This window comes from Speluncibacter jeojiensis (assembly GCF_029589495.1).
In the GTDB taxonomy this organism is placed as follows: Bacteria; Actinomycetota; Actinomycetes; order Mycobacteriales; family Mycobacteriaceae; genus Speluncibacter; species Speluncibacter jeojiensis.
The window spans coordinates 1-19,292 of the sequence record NZ_JAAIVF010000011.1 but is presented as its reverse complement, the minus strand read 5'-3'; the positions used below and the strand labels follow the sequence as shown (position 1 = coordinate 19,292).

The window sequence follows — 19,292 nt, the reverse complement described above, 5'->3', positions numbered from 1 at the left end:
CGCCGCCGAATCCGTCGGGTTCGCAGTCACCGACACTATGCCAACTCGAGGGCGGTCGCGACCGCATTCGGGTCGACCGGGATCGGCTTGACGTCGGGCATGCCGGACAGCGCGGTGTCGGGGTCCTTGAGGCCGTTGCCGGTCACGGTGCACACGACAGTCTGTCCCGGCTCGACCCAGCCCTCGGCGTGCGCCGCGAGCAGACCCGCCACGCTCGCCGCGGAGGCCGGCTCGACGAACACGCCCTCGGTCGCGGCGATCAGCCGGTACGCCTCGAGGATCTTCTCGTCGGTCGCCGCGCGGATCTGCCCGTTCGACTCATCGCGGGCGTTGATGGCACCGGTCCAGGAGGCCGGGTCGCCGATCCGGATGGCGGTGGCGATGGTCTCCGGGTTCTTCACCGGCGCACCGTGCACCAGGGGGGCCGCACCGGCGGCCTGCACGCCGAGCATGCGCGGGCGCGACTCGACGACGCCGTCGCGGTGGTACTCGCCGTAGCCGCGCCAGTAGGCGGTGATGTTGCCGGCGTTGCCGACCGGCAGCGCGTGGATGTCCGGGGCCTTGCCGAGCACGTCGCAGATCTCGAAGGCAGCCGTCTTCTGCCCCTCGATGCGCACCGGGTTCACCGAGTTCACCAGGCCGATGGTCGGGAACTCGCTGGTGGTCTTGCGCGCCAGTTCCAGGCAGTCGTCGAAGTTGCCCTCGACCTGGATGATCTTGGCGCCGTGCATGACCGCCTGGGCCAGCTTGCCCATCGCGATCTTGCCCTGCGGCACGAGCACGGCGCAGCCCATCTTCGCCTTCGCCGCGTAGGCCGCCGCGGACGCCGAGGTGTTACCGGTCGACGCGCACAGCACCGCCTGCTGTCCGCGCGCCAGCGCATCGGTGACGGCCATCGTCATGCCGCGGTCCTTGAACGACCCGGTCGGGTTGAGACCCTCGACCTTCAGGTAGACGTCGCAGCCGGTGAGCTCGGACAGGTGCGCCGCCGGCAGCAGCGGCGTGCCGCCCTCGCGCAGCGTGATCGTCTTCCAGTTCTCGCCGATGTCCAGCCGATCCCGGTACGCCTCGATCAATCCCGGCCAGGCGCGGTGGACGGGGGTGTGTGCAGAGGTCATTCTCCGGTGCCTTCCAATCTCAAGACGCTGGTCACAGCGTTCACGAATTCCAAACGATCAAGTGCAGCAACAGTTTCCGCCAGCGCCGCCTCCGGCGCGATGTGGGTGACCACGACCAGCGAGGCGCCGTTGCCGGTGTCCTCCTGGCGGACCACCGAGATGCTCACGCCGTGCGCGGAGAACTCCGCGGCGACCGCCGAGAGCACACCCGGACGGTCGGCCACCTCCATGTTGACGTGGTAGCGGGTCGGCGTCTCGCCCATCGGCGCGATCGGCAGCTTGGCGTAGGTCGACTCGTCGGGGCCCTTGCCCCCGTGCACCCGGTTGCGGGCCGCACTGACCAGGTCCCCGAGCACCGCCGACGCGGTCGGTGCGCCGCCGGCGCCCTGACCGTAGAACATCAGCCGGCCCGCGGCCTCCGCCTCGACGACCACCGCGTTGAAGGCGCCGTTGACGGTCGCCAGCGGGTGCGAGTGCGGCAACAGCGCCGGGTAGACGCGGGCCGAGACCCGCTCCTCACCGTCCGCGCCGACGACCCGCTCGCAGATGGCGAGCAGCTTGACCGTGCAGTCGACGGCCTTCGCCGAGGCCAGGTCCTCCGCCGTGATCTTGCTGATGCCCTCGCGGTACACGTCGGCGGCGGTGACCCGGGTGTGGAACGCCAGCGACGCGAGGATCGCGGCCTTCGCGGCCGCGTCGTACCCCTCGACGTCCGCGGTCGGATCCGCCTCCGCGTAGCCGAGCCGTCCGGCCTCCGCGAGCGTGTCGGCGTAGTCGGCGCCGGTCTCCTCCATCGCGGACAGGATGAAGTTGGTGGTGCCGTTGACGATGCCGACGACCCGGTTGACCCGGTCCCCGGCGAGCGACTGCATGAGCGGGCGCACCACCGGGATCGCCCCGGCGACCGCGGCCTCGAAGTACAGGTCCACGTCGGCGAGCTTGGCCGCGTCGGCGAGTTCACCGGTGTAGTCGGCCAGCAACGCCTTGTTGGCGGTGACCACGGACTTTCCCGAGTTCAACGCCGAGAGGATCAGTGTGCGAACGGGTTCGATGCCGCCGATCACCTCGACCACGATGTCGACGTCGTCGCGGTCGACCAGCGCCTGGGCGTCGGTCGTCAGCAACTCCGCGGGCACGCCGCGGTCGCGATCCACGGAACGGACCGCGATACCCCGCAACACGACCGGCGCACCGACCCGGGCCTCGAAGTCCGCCGCATGCTCGTTCAGGATGCGGACGACCTCGCTCCCCACGTTGCCGAGCCCGAGTACTGCCACACCGATCTCACGGTCGGCCATCACTGAACCTCCAAGCTGAGCAGATCTTCTTCGGTCTCCCGGCGCAGGATGAGCCTGGAGCTTCCATCACGAACGGCCACCACGGCGGGCCTGGTGAGCAGGTTGTATCGGCTCGACATGGAATAGCAGTACGCGCCGGTCGCCGCAACACCGAGCAGATCGCCTGCTCCCACGTCCTGGGCCATCCAGGTGTCGCGCACCACGATGTCACCGCTCTCGCAGTGCTTGCCCACGACCCGCGCGACCACCGGCTCGGCGGCCGATTCGCGCGATACCAGGCGCACATCGTATTCGGCGTCGTACAGCGCGGTGCGGATGTTGTCGCTCATCCCCCCGTCGACACTGAGGTAACGGCGCTCGGCGCCGCCGTCGAGCATCACGTCCTTGACGGTGCCGACCTCGTAGAGCGTGATCGTGCCCGGTCCGGCGATGGCGCGGCCCGGTTCGACCGCCAGCGTCGGGGTCGGCAGGCCGGCCTGCTCGGACTCGGTCGCCACGATGTGCGCGAGCTTGCCTGCAAGCGTCTCCAGCGGCGGCGGATCGTCCGAGGGGATGTACGAGATCCCCAGTCCCCCACCGAGATCGATCAGCGACATCTGTGCGGCCCGGTCGCTGCCGAACTCCGCGGCGACCTCGGCCAGCAGGCCGATCACCCGGTGCGCGGCGAGCTCGAACCCGTCCACCTCGAAGATCTGCGAGCCGATGTGGCTGTGCAGTCCGACGAGCTTGAGGTTCTCGGTCGCGAACACCTTGCGGATCGCGCCCATCGCGGCGCCGGACTGCAGCGAGAAACCGAACTTCTGGTCCTCGTGCGCGGTGGCGATGAACTCGTGGGTGTGCGCCTCGACGCCGACCGTGATGCGGACCAGCACCTCTTGCACCACACCGAAACGCGCCGCGATCTCGTCGAGCCGGTCGATCTCGATCATCGAGTCGATCACGATGTGCCCGACCCCGGCCACGACCGCGGCCTCGAGCTCGGCGATCGACTTGTTGTTGCCGTGCATGGTGACCCGCCCGGCCGGGAAGCCGGCGTGCAGCGCCACCGCCAGTTCACCGCCGGAGGCGACGTCCATCGACAGCCCCTCGTCGGCGACCCACCGCGCGACCTCGCCGCACAGGAACGCCTTCGACGCGTAGTGCACCCGTTCGGCGCCGCCGAACGCGGTGGCCATCTCGCGGCAGCGCGAACGGAAGTCGTTCTCGTCGACGACGAACAGCGGGGTGCCGTACTCCGAGGCCAGGGTGGTCACCGGGACCCCGCCGATCGTGGCCACGCCGTCGGCGTCCCGGTCGGCACTGCGCGGCCAGACGCGCTCGGGCAGCGCGTTCAGCTCGGCAGGCTCGGGGCGCTGGGAAAGGCTGGGGGCGTGCGGGATCTCCGCGTGACGCGGGCCCGCCGGGTGCGCGCTCACATCTTCTCCGGGGCGGTCACACCGAGCAGTCCGAGACCGTTGGCGAGGACCTGTCGGGCGGCCAGGCACAGCGCGAGCCGGGCGCGGTGCAGGTCGGTGACCTCTTCGTCGCCGCGGGGCAGCACCCGGCAGGAGTCGTAGAAACGGTGATAGGTGCCGGCCAGCTCCTCGAGATACCGGGCGACGCGGTGCGGTTCACGCAGCTCGGCGGCGCTCGCCACCACCCGCGGGTACTCGCCGATGGTGCGGATGAGGTCGCCCTCGCGCTCGTGGGTGAGCAGCTCCAGGCTCTGCTGATCGGCGGTGATCCCCAGTTCGGCGGCGCCACGCGCGAGCGAGCTCAGCCGGGCGTGCGCGTACTGCACGTAGTAGACCGGGTTCTCGCTGCTCGCCGACGCCCACAGCTGCAGGTCGATGTCGATACTCTGATCCACCGAGGACCTGACCAGCACGTACCGCGCGGCGTCGACGCCGATCGCCTCGACCAGGTCGTCGAGCGTGATCACGGTGCCGGCGCGCTTGCTCATCTTCACCGGCTTGCCGTCGCGGACCAGGTTGACCATCTGGCCGATGAGCACCTCGACCGTGGCCGGGTCGTCGCCGAACGCGGCGGCAGCGGCCTTGAGCCGGCCGATGTAGCCGTGGTGGTCCGCGCCGAGCATGTAGATGCACAGGTCGAAGCCGCGGGCACGCTTGTTCTGGAAGTACGCGATGTCGCCGGCGATGTAGGCGGCGTTGCCGTCGGACTTGATGACGACGCGATCCTTGTCGTCGCCGTAGTCAGTGGACTTGAGCCACCAGGCGCCATCCTTCTCGTACAGGTTCCCCGAGCCCTTGAGCTGCTCGACGGCCGCGTCGACCGCACCGGACTCGAACAGTGAGTTCTCGTGGAAGTAGACGTCGAAATCCACACCGAACTCATGCAGCGTCCGCTTGATGTGCTCGAACATCAGGCCGACGCCGATCGACCGAAACATCTCGCTGCGCTCGGCTTCCGGCAGCGTGAGGGCGTCCGGCCGCTGCTCGAGCACCGACGCGGCGATATCCGCGATGTAGTCGCCGGCGTAGCCGTCCTCGGGTGCGGGCTTGCCTTCCGCATTGGCGATCAGCGACCGGGTGAAGCGGTCGATCTGCGCGCCGTGGTCATTGAAGTAGTACTCACGGGTGACGTCCGCGCCCTGGGCCGCGAGGATCCGGCCGAGCGCGTCGCCGACCGCCGCCCACCGGGTGCCGCCGAGGTGGATCGGCCCGGTCGGGTTCGCCGAGACGAACTCCAGGTTGATGCTACGGCCCGCGTACGCGGTCGCGGTGCCGAAACCGGCGCCGGCCTCGAGCACGTTCGACACGATCACGCCCTGCGCGGCCGCCGCCAGCCGGACGTTGAGGAAGCCGGGCCCGGCCACGTCGACGGCGTCGATCCCCGCGTCGTTGGACAGTTCGTCCGCCAGCCAGGTCGCCAGATCGCGCGGGTTCACGCCGGCCTTCTTCGCCACCTGCATCGCCACGTTCGTGGCGTAGTCGCCGTGTTCGGGGTTGCGGGGACGCTCGACCGTGAGCTTGGCGGGCAACACGGAAACATCCAGCCCGCGGTCCGTGAGCACCTTTTCGGCGGTCACGCGGAGCAGTTCGGCAAGGTCGGCGGGAGTCACAGGACTACATCCTATGGCCCCACACGTGGGGCCCGTACGCCGACGTCAGCGTCCAGCGTCGCCGACTCGATCATCGCTCTCACGTCGACCACCGCGAATGCCGTCGATCCGTACAGTGGACGTCACCGAGTGCCGCCGGCGGACCGGGCCGCAAGGCTCTGCCCGCCGGCGGCCGTCCACGTAACGAGAAAGATCGCGAGATGCCGACCGGCGGACCGAAGCAGCCCGCAAAAAAGGGCTCCAGCAAGACCAGCAACTCCCGAAAGAAGTCGGTCACCGGCGGGGTGCCCGCCGGCCGTCAGGTGCCGTGGGCTTTGATCGGCGCCGCGGCCGCCGTGATCGTCCTCGTCGCGGTCATCGCGGTGAGCGTGTTCCCGAAGTATCAGCAGAAGGCCGCGGTCGACGCGTTCACGCCGAGCGCCTCGAACCCCGACCCGTCCACCTCGATTCCCGGCGTGGTCAAGATGGACTACCCGGCCGGGCAGCACGTGACGGCCGACCAGCGGGTCGCCTACGACAAGATCCCGCCGTTCGGCGGCCCGCACGACCAGGCGTGGGCCAACTGCATGGGCACCGTCTACCCCAAGGGCCTCCGCACCGAGAACGCGGTGCACTCACTCGAGCACGGCGCCGTCTGGATCACGTACAACCCGGACAAGCTGACGCCTCAGCAGATCGCGGAGTTGGCGACCAAGGTCGACGGTCACCCGTACATGCTGATGTCGCCGTACCCCGGTATGGACAGCGCACTGTCGCTGCAGTCCTGGGGCCACCAGCTCAAGCTGGACAGCCCGACCGACCCGCGGGTCGACGAGTTCATCACCGCGCTGCGGCTGAACGACCACACGTACCCGGAGGTCGGCGCGAGCTGCTCGACCGATCCGTCGTTCTTCGACCCGAACAACCCGCCGCCGTTCGATCCGGCCCCGCCGGGACCGGACGCCATCCAGATGAACGGCAAGGGCGCCGAAGGGAACCCGACCGACCAACCGATGACCGGCGGCAATGGCTGACGGGGCCGCTGACGGCGACGCCCACCGCCGCCAAAGGGTCGCGCTGCTCACGCTCGCGGCGGTCGCAGTGCTCGCGATCGGATTCCTGGTCGGGTTCTTCGTCCGCGGCACCGCCTCCGACGGCCACCTGAGCGTGCCGTCCGCCGATTCGGTCGACGTCGGATTCGCCCAGGACATGTCGGTGCACCACAACCAGGCGATCGAGATGGCCACCATCGAGATGGCGCGCGGCGCCGACCCGGTGGTCAAGAACCTCGCCTACGACATCCTCACCACCCAGCAGGACCAGGTGGGTCGCATGGAGGGGTGGCTGACACTGTGGGGTCAGCCGCTGGCCCACACCGGCGGCTACATGGCGTGGATGAGCGGCGGCCACGGCTCGGGAACCGGTCACATGACCGGCATGGGCGGCGGGCCCGTGGCGACGATGCCGGGAATGGCGTCCGCGACCGACCTGCAGAACCTGCGTGACGCGCAGGGCGAGGCGGCCGACGTGTTGTTCCTGCAGCTGATGCTGCGGCACCACGAGGGCGGCACCCCCATGCTCGAGTACGCGACGAAGAACGCCGGACAGGCCGTGGTCCGCGATCTGTCGGCCAACATGCTCGCCGCGCAGAACCGCGAGTCGGCGCTGATGCGGCAGATGTTGTCACAGAAGGGCGCCGCTCCGCTGCCGATGAATTGACCGCTGTGCACCCGGTTTGCAGTTTCGGGTCGCTCATGGGTTAGGGTTACACCGCCCAACGGCACGCCGGATTTCACCGGCGGGCCCCCGTAGCTCAGGGGATAGAGCACCGCCCTCCGGAGGCGGGTGCGCAGGTTCGAATCCTGCCGGGGGCACCCTTGTTTCCTTCTTGCCGCGTCTTCTGCGGAATCCCTCTTCGCCTTCTCTGGCCGTCGTTGCCTTTCCCACCGAACTCGCCGACCATGGTGACATGGGACACATGGTGAGTGAACGCGTGATCAGCGACAACGACCTGCGCAAGGCCATTCGCGAACTGCGGGCCCGCCAGGATCTCGCCCGGAAGGAGGGGCATGCCGATCTCGTGGACGACCTTGCTCGGCGGATCCGCTCCTATCAGGACGAGATGGGCCGGCGTCTGTAACGATCGCCCGATCGCGGCGAACTCGACGGGGCTGATTGTGGCCGCGTCGGGAACCGATCTGTAGAACTGTGTGACGACCGCTGTCGGTGCGGTCCGCCAGCAAGCCGGGAGCGTCGCCACATGCCCAGGATCCGCGCGTGGATTCCACTGTCGTCCGCGCTGTTCGTCCTCTCCGTCGCCCTCGGTGTGACCGTCACCTACAGCTCCCTGACAACACCCCGCGAACTGCGCGTCGACCAGGGACTTCAGGACCTGCACGAATCGTGGCTGACCGCGGCCATGCAGGCGGTGAGCACCGTGTTCTCCCCACCGGCCGGCCTCGTCATCCTCGCCGTCGCGACCGCGCTGCTGTGGTGGCGCCGTCAGCGCTTCGCCGCGGTGTCGACGTTCCTCACCGTCGCCGTCGGCTGGAACAGCACGCTGATCCTCAAGGTGTTCGTCGACCGCCCCCGTCCCCCGTTCGTCCACGACGCGACCGCCAGTTACCCGAGCGGTCATGTCGCACTGGCCACCTCGTGCGCGTACGCGGCTTACTTCCTCGTGCGGCGGCATCCGCGGGGCGACCTTCGCGAGACCGTGGCGGTGGTGGGCATGTTCACGGTCGTGCTGGTGATGGCCTCCCGGATGTATCTGGGCGACCACTACCTGACCGACACCATCGGGGCAGTACTGGTGTCCAGCTCGGCGGTGGTCTGTCTGTGCGGGCTGTGGCCGACGCTGCGCGGCAGACTCCAGCGTCTGCCGCTGTTCGCCGGCGAGCGCCGCGCCGAGTTCGAGCCGCGGCCCGCGCCCGCTCGGGCCGCCGCACGCGCGACCACCCGCCCGGCCCGCACCGAGACAGAGCCGCAGGAGCGCACACACGTCGCTGTAGGCCACACCGGACACGCACCGACGACGGGCCTGCAGGAGCCGGAGCCCGCCGGCCGGTCGGAGCGCCGATCACGCGCCGCCGGCCGTCGCGCCGAGACCCGTTCCGTCCCGGTACCCAGCCACGTCGGGCGGCACGGCTCCGCGAGCCGTTCGGGCGCGCCGTTGTCCGTGCAGGAGATCGCTCTGCGGGCGGGCACGTCCCGGCACGACACGGACGCCCGCCAGGCCCCTGCCGTCCCGGTGGGGGTGGACCTCCACGCCCCCGCGGCGCCGGCCGCGGAATTCGCACCCGCCGAGCCGGTGGCGATCGCGGCGGGCGAGTACCGCCCGCCGCTGGGCCGGTGGGTGCGCTACGACCTGGACTGATCCCGCTGGGCCTGAACTCCCTGCGCGCGCTCGATCGCGGCCAGCAGCGCGGCGGCCCGGTCAGGCGGGCAGATCAGCAGATCGGGCAGGTACGGGTGCGGCGCGTTGTAGTTCAGCGGCGACCCATCGATCCGGCTGGCGTGCAATCCCGCCGCCACGGCCACCCCGACCGGCGCCGCCGAGTCCCACTCCCACTGACCACCGGCGTGCAGATAGGCGTCCGCCTCTCCGCGCACGACCGCCATCGTCTTCGCGCCGGCCGATCCCATCGGCACCAGCACGGCGTCGATCTCCCCCGTGCCGAGTTCCTCCACGACCCGGCCCACGAACTCCGGTGGCCGCGAGTCGCTCACGACGATCCGGAAGCGCTCGTCGGACGCGGCACCAGGATCCCCGCTCGCACGCCCGACCGTGTCCGAGGCGTAAGTGACCCCGAGCGCGGGCTGCGCGACCGCGGCCGCCGTGATCGATCGGCCGGCCTCCCACAGTGCGACGTGGACCGCCCAGTCGGTGCGGCCGGCGAGTCCGAACTCCCGGGTGCCGTCGAGGGGGTCGACGATCCACACCCGGTCCGCCGAGAGCCGGGCGGCGCTGTCGGCGGACTCCTCCGACAGCACCGCGTCGCCGGGGCGGGCCGCCGCCAGCTCTCGCAGCAGCAGTTCGTTCGACTCGGTGTCACCGCGGCGGCCCAGTTCCTTCGCCGTGACCTCGCCGATCGACTCCTCGCGCAGCCGCAGCAGCAGCGCCCCGGCGGCGGTGGCCAGCTCGGCCGCCAGCCGCGGGTCGTCGGCCGCCTTCCCTGATCTCGTTCGGCTCATCGTCCCGGCTCCTGCGTTTGCTGCCCGTTCGAGGACTCGAGGTTGTCGATGACCAACTGCGCCTGCCTGATTGCGTCGCCGTCGGCGGGCCGCAGCACGACCTCCGCGTGCCGGGGCGCCTCGTACGGGTCGTCGATGCCGGTGAACCCGCGGATCTCACCGGCCCGCGCCTTGGCGTACATGCCCTTGGGGTCGCGCTGCTCGCACACCTGCAGTGGGGTGTCCACGAAGACCTCCGTGAATCCCAGCCCGGCCGCGCGGTGCCGCTCACGGACCCGTTCCCGGTCCGCCTCGTACGGGCTGATCAGCGACACCACGGCGACCACGCCGGCGTCGGCGAGCAGTCGTGCGACCTCGCCGACCCGTCGCACGTTCTCGGCGCGGTCTCCGGCCGAGAAGCCGAGGTCTGCGTTGAGCCCGTGGCGCAGGTTGTCGCCGTCGAGCAGATAGGCGGGCACACCCTCGGCGACCAGCCGGCGTTCGAGCTCGACCGCGACCGACGACTTGCCCGAGCCCGACAGCCCGGTGAGCCAGACGGTGTGTCCGGTGGTGACGCGGTCCTCGCGCCGCACCGCCGCCGAATGCCACACCACATTCGTGGCGGTCGGCGTGGTGCCGGTGATCATCCCCGCCGCGACCGTGTTGCCGGTGGCCTCGTCGATCAGGATGAAGCTGCCCGTCGCGCGGTTGCGCCGATACGCGTCGAACAGCATCGGATGCTGGGTACGTAGCTGAATCCGGCCGATGTCGTTGAGCCCCAGCGCCTTCGCGGAATCGTCGCGGTGCAGGGTGTTGACGTCGAGGCGATAGTCGAGTGAGGCGATGACGGCCTTGGACTCGCGGGTGGTCTGCCGCACGATGTACCGCGCCCCCTCGGTGAGGGTGCTGCGGTCGCTGAACCAGCAGACCATCGCGTCGATCTCGCGGCCGACCGTCGGCCGGTTCGCCGGCCGGCACAGCAAGTCGCCGCGGCTGATGTCGAGGTCGTCGGTCAACTCGACCGACACCGCCGCGGGCGCGAAGGCCTCGGTCAGTTCGACGCCGCCCGGTCCCCAGATCGTTTTGATCGTCGAGGCGAACTCGGAGGGCAGCACGACGACGTCGTCCCCCGGCTTGAGCACGCCGCCGGCGATCGTGCCCGCGTAGCTGCGGTGGTCGTGGAACCGGTCGTCGGCGCGGTGCTGCGGCCGGATCACGTACTGCACGGGCAACCGCACGTCGATCAAGTTGCGGTCGGAGGCGACGTGCACCTCCTCGAGGTGGTGCAGCAGCGAGGTGCCCTCGTACCACGGCATGTGGTCGGTGCGCTCGACGACGTTGTCGCCCTTGAGCGCCGACATCGGGATGAAGGTCAGATCGGTGACGTTGAGCCGCATCGCGAACTGCCGGAACTCCTCCCGGATCTCCTCGAAGCGCTCCTTCGACCAGTCCACGAGGTCCATCTTGTTCACGCACACGACCAGGTGCGGAATGCCGAGCAGGCTGGCGATGAACGCGTGCCGGCGGGTCTGCTCGACGATCCCGTTGCGGGCGTCGATCAGGATCAGCGCCAGGTCGGCGGTCGACGCGCCGGTGACCATGTTCCGGGTGTACTGAGCATGTCCGGGGGTGTCGGCGATGATGAACTTGCGTCGGCGCGTGGCGAAATAGCGATGCGCGACGTCGATGGTGATGCCCTGCTCGCGTTCGGCGCGCAGCCCGTCGGTCAGCAGTGCCAGGTTCGCCTGCTCCTCGCCGCGCGAGCGGCTGGTGCGCTCGACCGCGACGAGCTGGTCCTCGAAGATGGCCTTGGAGTCGTACAGCAGCCGGCCGATCAGCGTCGACTTGCCGTCGTCGACGCTTCCGGCGGTGGCCAGTCGCAACAGCTGGGTCATCAGAAGTAGCCCTCTTTCTTGCGATCTTCCATGCCTGCCTCGGAGATCCGGTCGTCGGCGCGGGTGGCGCCCCGTTCGGTGATCCGGGTCGCGGCAACCTCCTCGACGACGGCCTCGACCGTGTCGGCGGAGGATTCGACGCATCCGGTGCAGGTCGCGTCGCCGACCGTGCGGAACCGCACCATCGCCTCGACGGGCTCCTCCCCCGGCAGCAGCTGCAGGAACCTGGTGTGCGCCAGCAGCATTCCGTCGCGCGGCACGACCGCGCGGCGGTGCGCGTAGTAGATGCCGGGCAGCTCGATGCGTTCCTGCGCGATGTACTGCCAGATGTCCAGCTCGGTCCAGTTCGACAACGGGAAGACACGGATGTGTTCGCCGCGACGGTGTCTGCCGTTGTACAGGTTCCACAGCTCTGGCCGCTGCGCCCGCGGGTCCCATTGCCCGAATTCGTCGCGGAAACTGAAGATCCGCTCCTTGGCCCGGGCCTTTTCCTCGTCCCGCCGAGCCCCGCCGAACACCGCGTCGAAACCGTTGTCCGAGATGCCCTTCAGCAGTGCCGAGGTCTGCAGCCGGTTGCGGCTGGCCCGCGGCCCGGTCTCCTCGACGACGCGACCGGCGTCGATCTCGTCCTGCACGCTGGCGACCACCAGCCGCAGTCCAAAACGGTCGACCGTGCGGTCACGGAACTCGATGACCTCGTCGAAGTTGTGGCCGGTGTCGACATGCATGACGGTGAACGGCACGGCCGCGGGCCAAAACGCCTTGGCGGCGACGTGCAGCATCACCACCGAGTCCTTGCCGCCGGAGAACAGCAGCACGGGCCGTTCGAAACCGGCCGCAACCTCGCGGAAGATGTGCACCGCCTCGGCCTCGAGGGCCTGCAGGTGCGTCAGTTCGTAGGTGGGCGGTGGAGTGGACGGCGCGCTCATGTGCGACTCCCCATCTCGTCTATGGTTCATATTTGAACCAACCCGGTTCGAAATCGACCCATCGCGGCGAGAATAGAATAAGTTCTAGTTTCGGTCAACGACTGCCGTTCGGTCGTCACCAGAAGGGCTTTCGGCCTCCCACCTCCACCGTCACCGCCTCCGCCGCGGCCGTCAACGCGGACCCGCGCTCAGCGATCTCCGCGCCGGTCACCGACGCCCCCACATACAGCGTGAGCACCAGCGCCTGCCGGCCGTCGGCGTCATAGGCGGGCGCCGAGATCAGGTTCACCGGGTACAAGGTGTCCTCCACAGCGCCGCCGCCGGTGTCGCCGCCCATGCCCTCGCCGACGCCCCGGCCGATGTCATGGCCGAGGTACACCCGCTCCCCCAGGCTCGACGCCATCTCCCCGATCAGTTCCCGCACCTCGGAGGGCAGTTCGTGCACGTCGACGCCCGCCATGAGCCGGTGCAGTCGCTGACCCACAGGGTCGAGACTCTCGACGAGATACCCGGCCGCGCGACACTCGGCCACCACCGCCCGCAGTCGCTCACGGTCCAGCCGTACAGGCAAGGCGGGCTCGCGGCGCAGCCAGGATTCCAGGGCCGCGTCGCGATCCCAGAGCACATACATCAGGCCGATCGGCGGCGCGAACGGATAGACGCTGCCCACCCGGGCGTTGGTGCGCGCCTCGCCCGGGCCCACTGCCTCGAGCACGGCGATCTGGTCGCCGATGACCGCCGAGGCCACACACGTCGTGGCGAACTGCACGCTGAGCTTCTCCAGGTACGCGCGGGCGATCGGCCCCACCGCGAAGCTGCGTTGCGCCGCCCGGCCCGCGGCGATCAGCGCGGGCCCCAGGCCGTACGTCTTCGCCCGCTCGTCACGGGTGAGGTAGCCCGACGACGCCAAGGCCGACAGGATGCCCAGGCAGGTGGGTTTGCTGATCTTCAGAGACCGGGCCAACTCGGACAGTCCGAATCGGCGGTCCGGGTGCGCAACCAGGTAATCGAGCACCTGCACGACCCGGTCGGTCGGCGGCGACCGCCTACCCGATCCCGCAGGCTCGCCTGCGGCTGTCTGCTCAGCGACCATCGGGCCGACCACCGACCTGACCGTTGACCATCGCTAGAACGCATTCTATTGTCGGCATCACACGATTAATGTACCCGCACGGTACGAATTTGTACCCATATGTTTTTCGAGGAGCAGGTTTGCTGACCGAACCATTCGCCGAGGCGATCGCGGAGGCCGAGAAGCTTGTCGCCGACGCACCCCACGTGCGCTCCGAGCAGGACCTGCTGGAGGGGTACCAGTACCTGGCCGGCGGCATCGTCGCGACGTTGCACGCCGCCTGGGCCACCGAGAAGACGCAGCCAATGTTCCTGCAGGGCACCGGTCCCTACACCAAGATGGGCCTGGACAACCCCGACACGCTCTACTTCGGCGCCAGGATCAACGACGACGCCGAGTACATCGTCACCGGAACACGCGGCAGCACAGCCGATCTGAGCTTTCAGGTGCTCAGCGGCAACTACACCGACGCGAATGTTCCCGGCAGCGTCACCGCGTTCGACGACCGTGAACTGGACATCGACCCGGACGGAAGCTTCGAGGTCCGCTTCGGCCCCGGCCCCGCCGACGGCCGCCGCAACTACTTCACCCTCGCGCCTGGTTCCTCGCAACTGGTGGTGCGCGAGGTCTACAGCGACTGGACGCAGCGGCGCGGCACGATCCGGATCGAAAAGGTCGGCGCCGCCGGCACCCCGGTGCCGCAGCTGACCCCGGAGGAGACCGCGAAACGCTACGCCCGCGCGGGCAGGGCGCTGGTCGGCCGGGTGAAGACCTGGCTGCAGTTCCCGGAGTGGTTCTACCTGAAGCTGCCGGTCAACACGATGACCGAACCGCGCCTGACCCCCGGCGGGCTGGCCACCCAGTTCTCGTCCGTCGGCCACTACGAACTCGGTGACGACCAGGCGATGATCATCACCGTGCCGAAGTCGGACGCGCCGTACCAGGGCTTCCAGCTCGGCAGCATGTGGTACATCTCGCTCGACTACACCGGGCACCAGACTTCGCTCAACAACGCTCAGGCGCAGGCGGATCCGGATGGGATGATCCGATTGGTGGTCTCGGAACAGAACCCCGGCATCGCCAACTGGGTCGAGACCGTGGGACACCCGCGGGGCATCCTGCAGTTCCGCTGGCAGCGCACCTCCCGCGAGTTCACCGCGGCCGACGGCCCGACCGTCGAGGTCGTCGGCATCGACGAGGTCGCCGCCAAGCTGCCCTACCACGAGCAGAACACGATCACCCCGGCCGAGTTCGCCGCGCGTATCGCCGCGCGGCAGGCCGGCTTCGCCGACCGGATGCTGGGGTGAGCGTCGTGCCGCACCCAGCCGAACACACCTCGGAGGATCTCCCCGTGAACACCCTGCTGACCGACAAGGTCATCGTCGTCTCCGGCGTCGGCCCCGGCCTGGGTCGGACCCTGGCGCTGCGCTGCGCAGCGGCCGGCGCCGATCTGGTCCTGGCCGCGCGCACGCAGGCCCGGCTCGACGAGGTCGCCAAGGAGGTCACCGATCTGGGCCGCCGCGCCATCTGCGTGCCCACCGACATCACCGACGAGGCGTCCGCCGAGAACCTGGTGGCCGAGAGCCTCGAGGCCTATGGGCGCGTCGACGTGCTCGTCAACAATGCGTTCTCGGTGCCGTCGATGAAGCCTCTGGCCCGCACCGACTTCCAGCACATCCGCGACAGCGTCGAGCTGACCGTGCTCGGCGCGCTGCGGCTCACCCAACTGTTCACCCCGGCACTCGAGGAGTCGGACGGCGCGGTCGTCAACCTCAACTCGATGGTGATCCGCCACTCGCAGGAGCGCTACGGCAGCTACAAGCTGGCGAAGTCGGCACTGCTTGCAGTGTCGCAGTCACTGGCGACCGAGTTGGGCCCCAAGGGTATCCGCGTCAACTCGGTGGCACCGGGCTACATCTGGGGCGAAACACTGCAGGGCTACTTTGCGCACCAGGCACAGAAGTACGGCACCACCGTCGAGCAGATCTACGACGCGACCGCTGCCGCCAGCGACCTCAAGCGGCTGCCCACCACCGAAGAGATCGCCGACGCGGTCATCTTCCTGGCATCGCCGATGGCGAGCGGTATCACCGGGCAGTGCCTGGACGTCAACTGCGGCGAATACCACCACTAGGAGACGACGATCATGACCGAAGGCACCAGCTCTGGCCGGACCAGCTCCGGCCGGACGACGGTCGGCACCATCGAGGACCTGCACGCGTCGGCCACGCGGATGACCGGACTGTCCGATTTCGGCGCGGACGACTACACCGAGGCGCTCGGGGTACTGCTCGAGTCCTATGAGCGCGACGAGGACCTGACGCCGCTGGGCAGCAAGATCTCCCGCGTGTTCCTGCGCGGGGCGCTGGTGGCCCGGCTGCTCAGCGAAGCGGCGTGGCAGGCGAACCCGGGGCATGCCGACGTCGCCGTCGAGCGGCCGATCTTCGTGACCGGCCTGCCCCGGACCGGGACGACCGCACTGCACCGCTTGCTCACCGTCGACCCCTCCCATCAGGGACTCGAGATGTGGCTGACCGAGATGCCGCAGCCCCGGCCACCACGCGAGACGTGGGCGTCGAACCCGGTGTACCAGGCAATCGAGAATCGTTTCAGCCAGCACCATGTCGAGCACCCGGAGTTCATGGGCGTGCACTTCATGTCGGCGGCCGAGGTCGAGGAATGCTGGCAGCTGCTGCGCCAGACGTTCAAGTCGGTCTCGTACGAGTGCCTGGCCTCACTGCCGACCTACTCGAACTGGCTGCAGGGGCAGGACTGGACCAACGCCTATGCGCGGCACAAGAAGAACCTCCAGCTGATCGGGCTGCACGACCAGGACCGGCGGTGGGTGCTCAAGAATCCGAGCCACCTGTTCGCGCTCGACGAGTTGCTCGACGTATATCCCGACGCGCTGATCATCCAGACGCACCGGCCGCCGAGCACGATCATCCCGTCGGTGTGCAGCCTCGCCGAGCAGGCGACCGAGGGATGGTCCGACAAGTTCCGCGGCGAGGTGATCGGCCGCAGCCAGCTGGAGTTGTGGGCCCGCGGCCTCGAACACTTCAACACGGTCCGCGCCAAGCACGATCCGGCACAGTTCATCGACGTCGACTATCACGACTTCGTCGGCGACCCGCTGGGCACCGTGGAGAAGATCTACTCGCACTTCGGGATCGGGCTGTCCGACGACGCGCGCACCGCCATGGGCGCGATGCACGACGAGAGCCGCACCGGGTCCCGCAAACCCGCGCACCGGTACACGCTCGAGGAGTACGGATTGACCGACGGCGAGGTCCGCGAGCGGTTCGCCGGGCTGACCTAGCGTCTGTTCACTGCGCCGCGGGCCGTTTGCCGAGTGAGAGGACCTGCCGAATGATCATCGAGCCTGTGAGGCACGCCTCTGCGGTGAGCGGCGTCGGCGACGCGCCGGCGACCGCGACGTCCGTCGACCTGGCAACCGCGGGCTACACCGAGCGGGAGTTCGTCCTCCACGGCACTGCCAAGTCCTTCCGTGAGAACGGCGAGTGGACCGGTGACGGACGGTGGTCGGTGACCGAGTCCACGCAGGCCTCCTATCGGACCCGGCTGCTGGTGCGGGCGCCCGCCGATCCGGGCCGGTTCAACGGCACTGTGGTCGTCGAATGGTTGAACGTCAGCGGCGGGGCCGACGTCGACGTCGACTTCGGCTACCTGCACACGGAACTGCTCCAGGGATACGCGTGGGTGGGCGTGTCGGCCCAGGCCGCCGGTGTGAACAGCACCGGCGGCAGCCCCCTGGGTCCGAATGTGGTCGGGCTCAAGGCGTGGAGTCCCGATCGGTACGGCACACTGCACCATCCCGGCGACGCCTACTCGTACGACATCTTCACGCAGGCGGGTGCGGCTCTGCGGGTCTCGTACGGCGAGGACGGCCCGCTGCCGGGCGTGGACGACGTGACAGTGATCGCCGTGGGACAGTCGCAATCGGCGATGCGGATGTTGACGTACGCCAACGCGATCCAGCCGGTCGCGCGAGTATTCGACGGACTGTTCATCCACAGTCGGGCAGGTTTCGGTGCACCACTCGGCGCCGGCACCGGTGTAGCCGCGCTGGACGGGCCGAGCGGACCGTCGGTGGTCGCCCCGGCGCGGGTCCGCACCGATCTTGACGTGCCTGTGTTCCAGATCGTCACCGAGACCGAGTTGTTCGAACTCGGCGGCAGTCCGGAGCGTTCGTTCGACGCCGCCCGGCAACCGGACGGCGACCGCATTCGGACCTGGGAGATCGCCGGTGCCGCACATTCCGACGCGCACTCGCTCCGCATCCTCTATCCGCAGTACACCGCCCAATTCGGCACGATCCGCGATCTGAGCGCAGTGATACCGATCGTCAACGACGGGCCGCAGGCACTGGTCGCTTCGGCGGCCCTGCGGGCGCTGTGCGTCTGGATCATCGACGGCGCCGCGCCGCCGGTCGCCGATCCCATCGCGACCGCCGACGGACAGATCGTGCGCGATCGTTTCGGCAACGCACTAGGCGGGGTCCGCACTCCCCATGTCGACGTTCCGGTGTGCACGTTGACCGGAGAGACCGTACAGGTGCCGAACAACGGCGCGACGACACCGTTCACGCGTGACGTGCTGGCATCTCTGTATCCGGATGAGGGCGCATATGTCACCGCGTTCGCGGTGTCGGTCGAGCGCGCGGTCGTGGCGGGGTTCATTCGGCCCGACGATGGACAGGCGCTCATCGCCGCAGGTGGCGTGGCAGTGACGGTGTAGGTGCGTGGCAGGGATGACCGGAAGCAGCGCAGGCTCGGTCGGCACGACGCCTGGGCTCGGCCGCGACCCCGAGGTGCACACACGTTGGCCCTGCACCGCGTCTCGCGGTGCAGGGCAAACGTATTCGGTTGTGGTGCTTGAGGTCCCGCGTGGGCCGAGCCGTGTTTCAGGCGGCGGTGCGGCCGTGGGCGGGGAGGGGTTTTCGGTCGGGGTCGCGGGAGCGTGGCGGCCGGAACCACGGGCAAAGGTCGGGTCCGATGAACACTTCCCACTCGCTGTGGTGGATCAGTCGATGGTGGTAGCGGCAGAGCAGCACCGTGTTCGACAGATCGGTCTCGCCCCCGTCGGCCCAGTGGACGATGTGGTGGGCGTCTGTCCAGGCGGCGGGCCTACCGCAGCCGGGGAACGCGCAACACCGGTCACGGACGATCAAGGCCCGGCGTAACGAGGCGGGAACCAACCGGTCTTTGCGGCCGAGTTTCAACGGGACTCCGTCATCGTTGATGATGATCGGGGTGATGATGCAGTCACACGCCAACCGGCGCGTCGACGCGCGGGAGAGCGGGCCGGTCCACATCATCAGCGGACCGAGGCCGCCGGCGGACCCGGATCCCGACCCAGGCCCGTGGCCGCTGCGACCGCCTCCGCTGCCGCTACTGTGGCCGGCGGCTTCACCCTTGCCGCCCTGGCCGGCTTCGCCGCCGCCGCAACCGCACTCGCAGCCACCCTCCCCGTCGCCATCGCCGTCGCCGTCGCAGTGGTGGAGGTCGTTGATGTTCACCAACACCGTCAGGTGCGGCTTCTCGCCGCCCTCGACCGGACCGGCACCGCAGTCGTGGAAGCGACGCAACATCTCGGTGAACGCGTCCGCCCGCCGCAGCGGCGCCGGCCTCGGATCGGGTTCCCCACCCGGACCCGGCACGGGTGCGGAGAGTTTCGACAGGGCCGTCAGCAGCATCTCCCCGGTCTCCGAATCCACATCACCCCTGATGACAACGCGCCCGTT

The 19,292-nt window shown here is 69.2% G+C and carries 16 protein-coding genes, 1 tRNA gene and 1 pseudogene; 9 read left to right on the top strand and 9 right to left on the bottom strand.

Annotated elements, in window-relative coordinates:
- Positions 1-35 precede the first annotated feature (35 nt).
- The 4 genes from thrC to argS are packed head-to-tail and all read right to left on the bottom strand — an operon-like array spanning position 36 to position 5,480.
- Positions 36-1,118, bottom strand: a complete 1,083-nt coding sequence (thrC, locus tag G4X40_RS22280) for a threonine synthase (RefSeq protein WP_277835831.1) — start codon at positions 1,116-1,118, stop codon at positions 36-38.
- The gene (locus G4X40_RS22275) at positions 1,115-2,416 is read right to left on the bottom strand and encodes a homoserine dehydrogenase (RefSeq protein WP_277835830.1); all 1,302 of its coding nucleotides are present in this window, start codon (positions 2,414-2,416) and stop codon (positions 1,115-1,117) included. Before G4X40_RS22275 ends, thrC begins: the two co-directional genes overlap by 4 nt.
- Entirely contained in the window at positions 2,416-3,831 is a 1,416-nt protein-coding gene (lysA, locus tag G4X40_RS22270) for a diaminopimelate decarboxylase (RefSeq protein WP_277835829.1), read from the bottom strand. The genes G4X40_RS22275 and lysA overlap by 1 nt, the downstream gene beginning before the upstream one ends.
- Positions 3,828-5,480 (bottom strand): arginine--tRNA ligase, encoded by a 1,653-nt coding sequence (gene argS, locus G4X40_RS22265; RefSeq protein ID WP_277835828.1) that lies wholly within the window; start codon positions 5,478-5,480, stop codon positions 3,828-3,830. The genes lysA and argS overlap by 4 nt, the downstream gene beginning before the upstream one ends.
- A 200-nt stretch (positions 5,481-5,680) precedes the next feature.
- On the opposite strand from argS, the gene G4X40_RS22260 reads away from it, so the two are divergent.
- From G4X40_RS22260 to G4X40_RS22240, 5 genes are all read left to right on the top strand, one after another.
- A complete protein-coding gene (locus G4X40_RS22260) occupies positions 5,681-6,493 on the top strand; it encodes a DUF3105 domain-containing protein (protein ID WP_277835827.1) in 813 nt (270 codons plus the stop codon).
- Entirely contained in the window at positions 6,486-7,178 is a 693-nt protein-coding gene (locus G4X40_RS22255; RefSeq protein WP_277835826.1) for a DUF305 domain-containing protein, read from the top strand. Before G4X40_RS22260 ends, G4X40_RS22255 begins: the two co-directional genes overlap by 8 nt.
- 83 nt (positions 7,179-7,261) lie before the next feature.
- Positions 7,262-7,333, top strand: a tRNA-Arg gene (locus G4X40_RS22250).
- 104 nt (positions 7,334-7,437) lie between these two features.
- The gene (locus G4X40_RS22245) at positions 7,438-7,599 is read left to right on the top strand and encodes a hypothetical protein (RefSeq protein WP_277835825.1); all 162 of its coding nucleotides are present in this window, start codon (positions 7,438-7,440) and stop codon (positions 7,597-7,599) included.
- A 120-nt stretch (positions 7,600-7,719) separates the two neighbouring features.
- Positions 7,720-8,835 carry a phosphatase PAP2 family protein gene (locus G4X40_RS22240; RefSeq protein ID WP_277835824.1) on the top strand — a complete coding sequence of 372 codons (1,116 nt, stop codon included), beginning with the start codon at positions 7,720-7,722 and terminating at the stop codon, positions 8,833-8,835.
- Positions 8,836-8,861: 26 nt separating this feature from the next.
- On the opposite strand, the pseudogene G4X40_RS22235 reads toward G4X40_RS22240, so the two are convergent.
- The 4 genes and pseudogenes from G4X40_RS22235 to G4X40_RS22220 form a co-directional block, all read right to left on the bottom strand.
- Positions 8,862-9,653, bottom strand: a pseudogene (locus G4X40_RS22235) (3'(2'),5'-bisphosphate nucleotidase CysQ); the annotation flags it as partial.
- The gene (gene cysC / locus G4X40_RS22230) at positions 9,650-11,527 is read right to left on the bottom strand and encodes an adenylyl-sulfate kinase (RefSeq protein ID WP_277835823.1); all 1,878 of its coding nucleotides are present in this window, start codon (positions 11,525-11,527) and stop codon (positions 9,650-9,652) included. The gene cysC and the pseudogene G4X40_RS22235, both read right to left, overlap by 4 nt.
- Complete coding sequence (gene cysD / locus G4X40_RS22225; RefSeq protein WP_277835822.1) at positions 11,527-12,456, bottom strand: sulfate adenylyltransferase subunit CysD; 930 nt, start codon at positions 12,454-12,456, stop codon at positions 11,527-11,529. Before cysD ends, cysC begins: the two co-directional genes overlap by 1 nt.
- Positions 12,457-12,571: 115 nt before the next feature.
- Positions 12,572-13,549 carry an IclR family transcriptional regulator gene (locus tag G4X40_RS22220; RefSeq protein WP_277835821.1) on the bottom strand — a complete coding sequence of 326 codons (978 nt, stop codon included), beginning with the start codon at positions 13,547-13,549 and terminating at the stop codon, positions 12,572-12,574.
- Positions 13,550-13,668: 119 nt separating this feature from the next.
- Here G4X40_RS22220 and G4X40_RS22215 point away from each other — a divergent pair, with 119 nt between their 5' ends.
- From G4X40_RS22215 to G4X40_RS22200, 4 genes are all read left to right on the top strand, one after another.
- A complete protein-coding gene (locus tag G4X40_RS22215; protein WP_277835820.1) occupies positions 13,669-14,835 on the top strand; it encodes a hypothetical protein in 1,167 nt (388 codons plus the stop codon).
- Positions 14,836-14,879: 44 nt separating this feature from the next.
- A complete protein-coding gene (locus G4X40_RS22210; protein WP_277835819.1) occupies positions 14,880-15,662 on the top strand; it encodes an SDR family oxidoreductase in 783 nt (260 codons plus the stop codon).
- Between the two features lie 12 nt (positions 15,663-15,674).
- A complete protein-coding gene (locus G4X40_RS22205) occupies positions 15,675-16,847 on the top strand; it encodes a sulfotransferase family protein (protein WP_277835818.1) in 1,173 nt (390 codons plus the stop codon).
- A 65-nt stretch (positions 16,848-16,912) separates the two neighbouring features.
- On the top strand, positions 16,913-18,286 hold the full coding sequence (locus G4X40_RS22200; RefSeq protein ID WP_277835817.1) for an alpha/beta hydrolase domain-containing protein: 1,374 nt from the start codon (positions 16,913-16,915) through the stop codon (positions 18,284-18,286).
- 166 nt (positions 18,287-18,452) lie between these two features.
- Here the strand turns inward: G4X40_RS22200 and G4X40_RS22195 are convergent.
- The coding region (locus tag G4X40_RS22195) for an HNH endonuclease signature motif containing protein (RefSeq protein WP_277835816.1) at positions 18,453-19,292 on the bottom strand (840 nt) is incomplete at its 5' end.

Bases quoted from the DNA above. Each gene is read 5' to 3' on its own strand.
- G4X40_RS22260 (WP_277835827.1), top strand. From the start codon at position 5,681: ATGCCGACCGGCGGACCGAAGCAGCCCGCAAAAAAGGGCTCCAGCAAG.
- G4X40_RS22275 (WP_277835830.1), bottom strand. From the start codon at position 2,416: ATGGCCGACCGTGAGATCGGTGTGGCAGTACTCGGGCTCGGCAACGTG.
- G4X40_RS22220 (WP_277835821.1), bottom strand. From the start codon at position 13,549: ATGGTCGCTGAGCAGACAGCCGCAGGCGAGCCTGCGGGATCGGGTAGG.
- cysC (WP_277835823.1), bottom strand. From the start codon at position 11,527: ATGACCCAGCTGTTGCGACTGGCCACCGCCGGAAGCGTCGACGACGGC.
- G4X40_RS22245 (WP_277835825.1), top strand. From the start codon at position 7,438: ATGGTGAGTGAACGCGTGATCAGCGACAACGACCTGCGCAAGGCCATT.
- cysD (WP_277835822.1), bottom strand. From the start codon at position 12,456: ATGAGCGCGCCGTCCACTCCACCGCCCACCTACGAACTGACGCACCTG.
- thrC (WP_277835831.1), bottom strand. From the start codon at position 1,118: ATGACCTCTGCACACACCCCCGTCCACCGCGCCTGGCCGGGATTGATC.
- G4X40_RS22205 (WP_277835818.1), top strand. From the start codon at position 15,675: ATGACCGAAGGCACCAGCTCTGGCCGGACCAGCTCCGGCCGGACGACG.
- G4X40_RS22240 (WP_277835824.1), top strand. From the start codon at position 7,720: ATGCCCAGGATCCGCGCGTGGATTCCACTGTCGTCCGCGCTGTTCGTC.
- G4X40_RS22255 (WP_277835826.1), top strand. From the start codon at position 6,486: ATGGCTGACGGGGCCGCTGACGGCGACGCCCACCGCCGCCAAAGGGTC.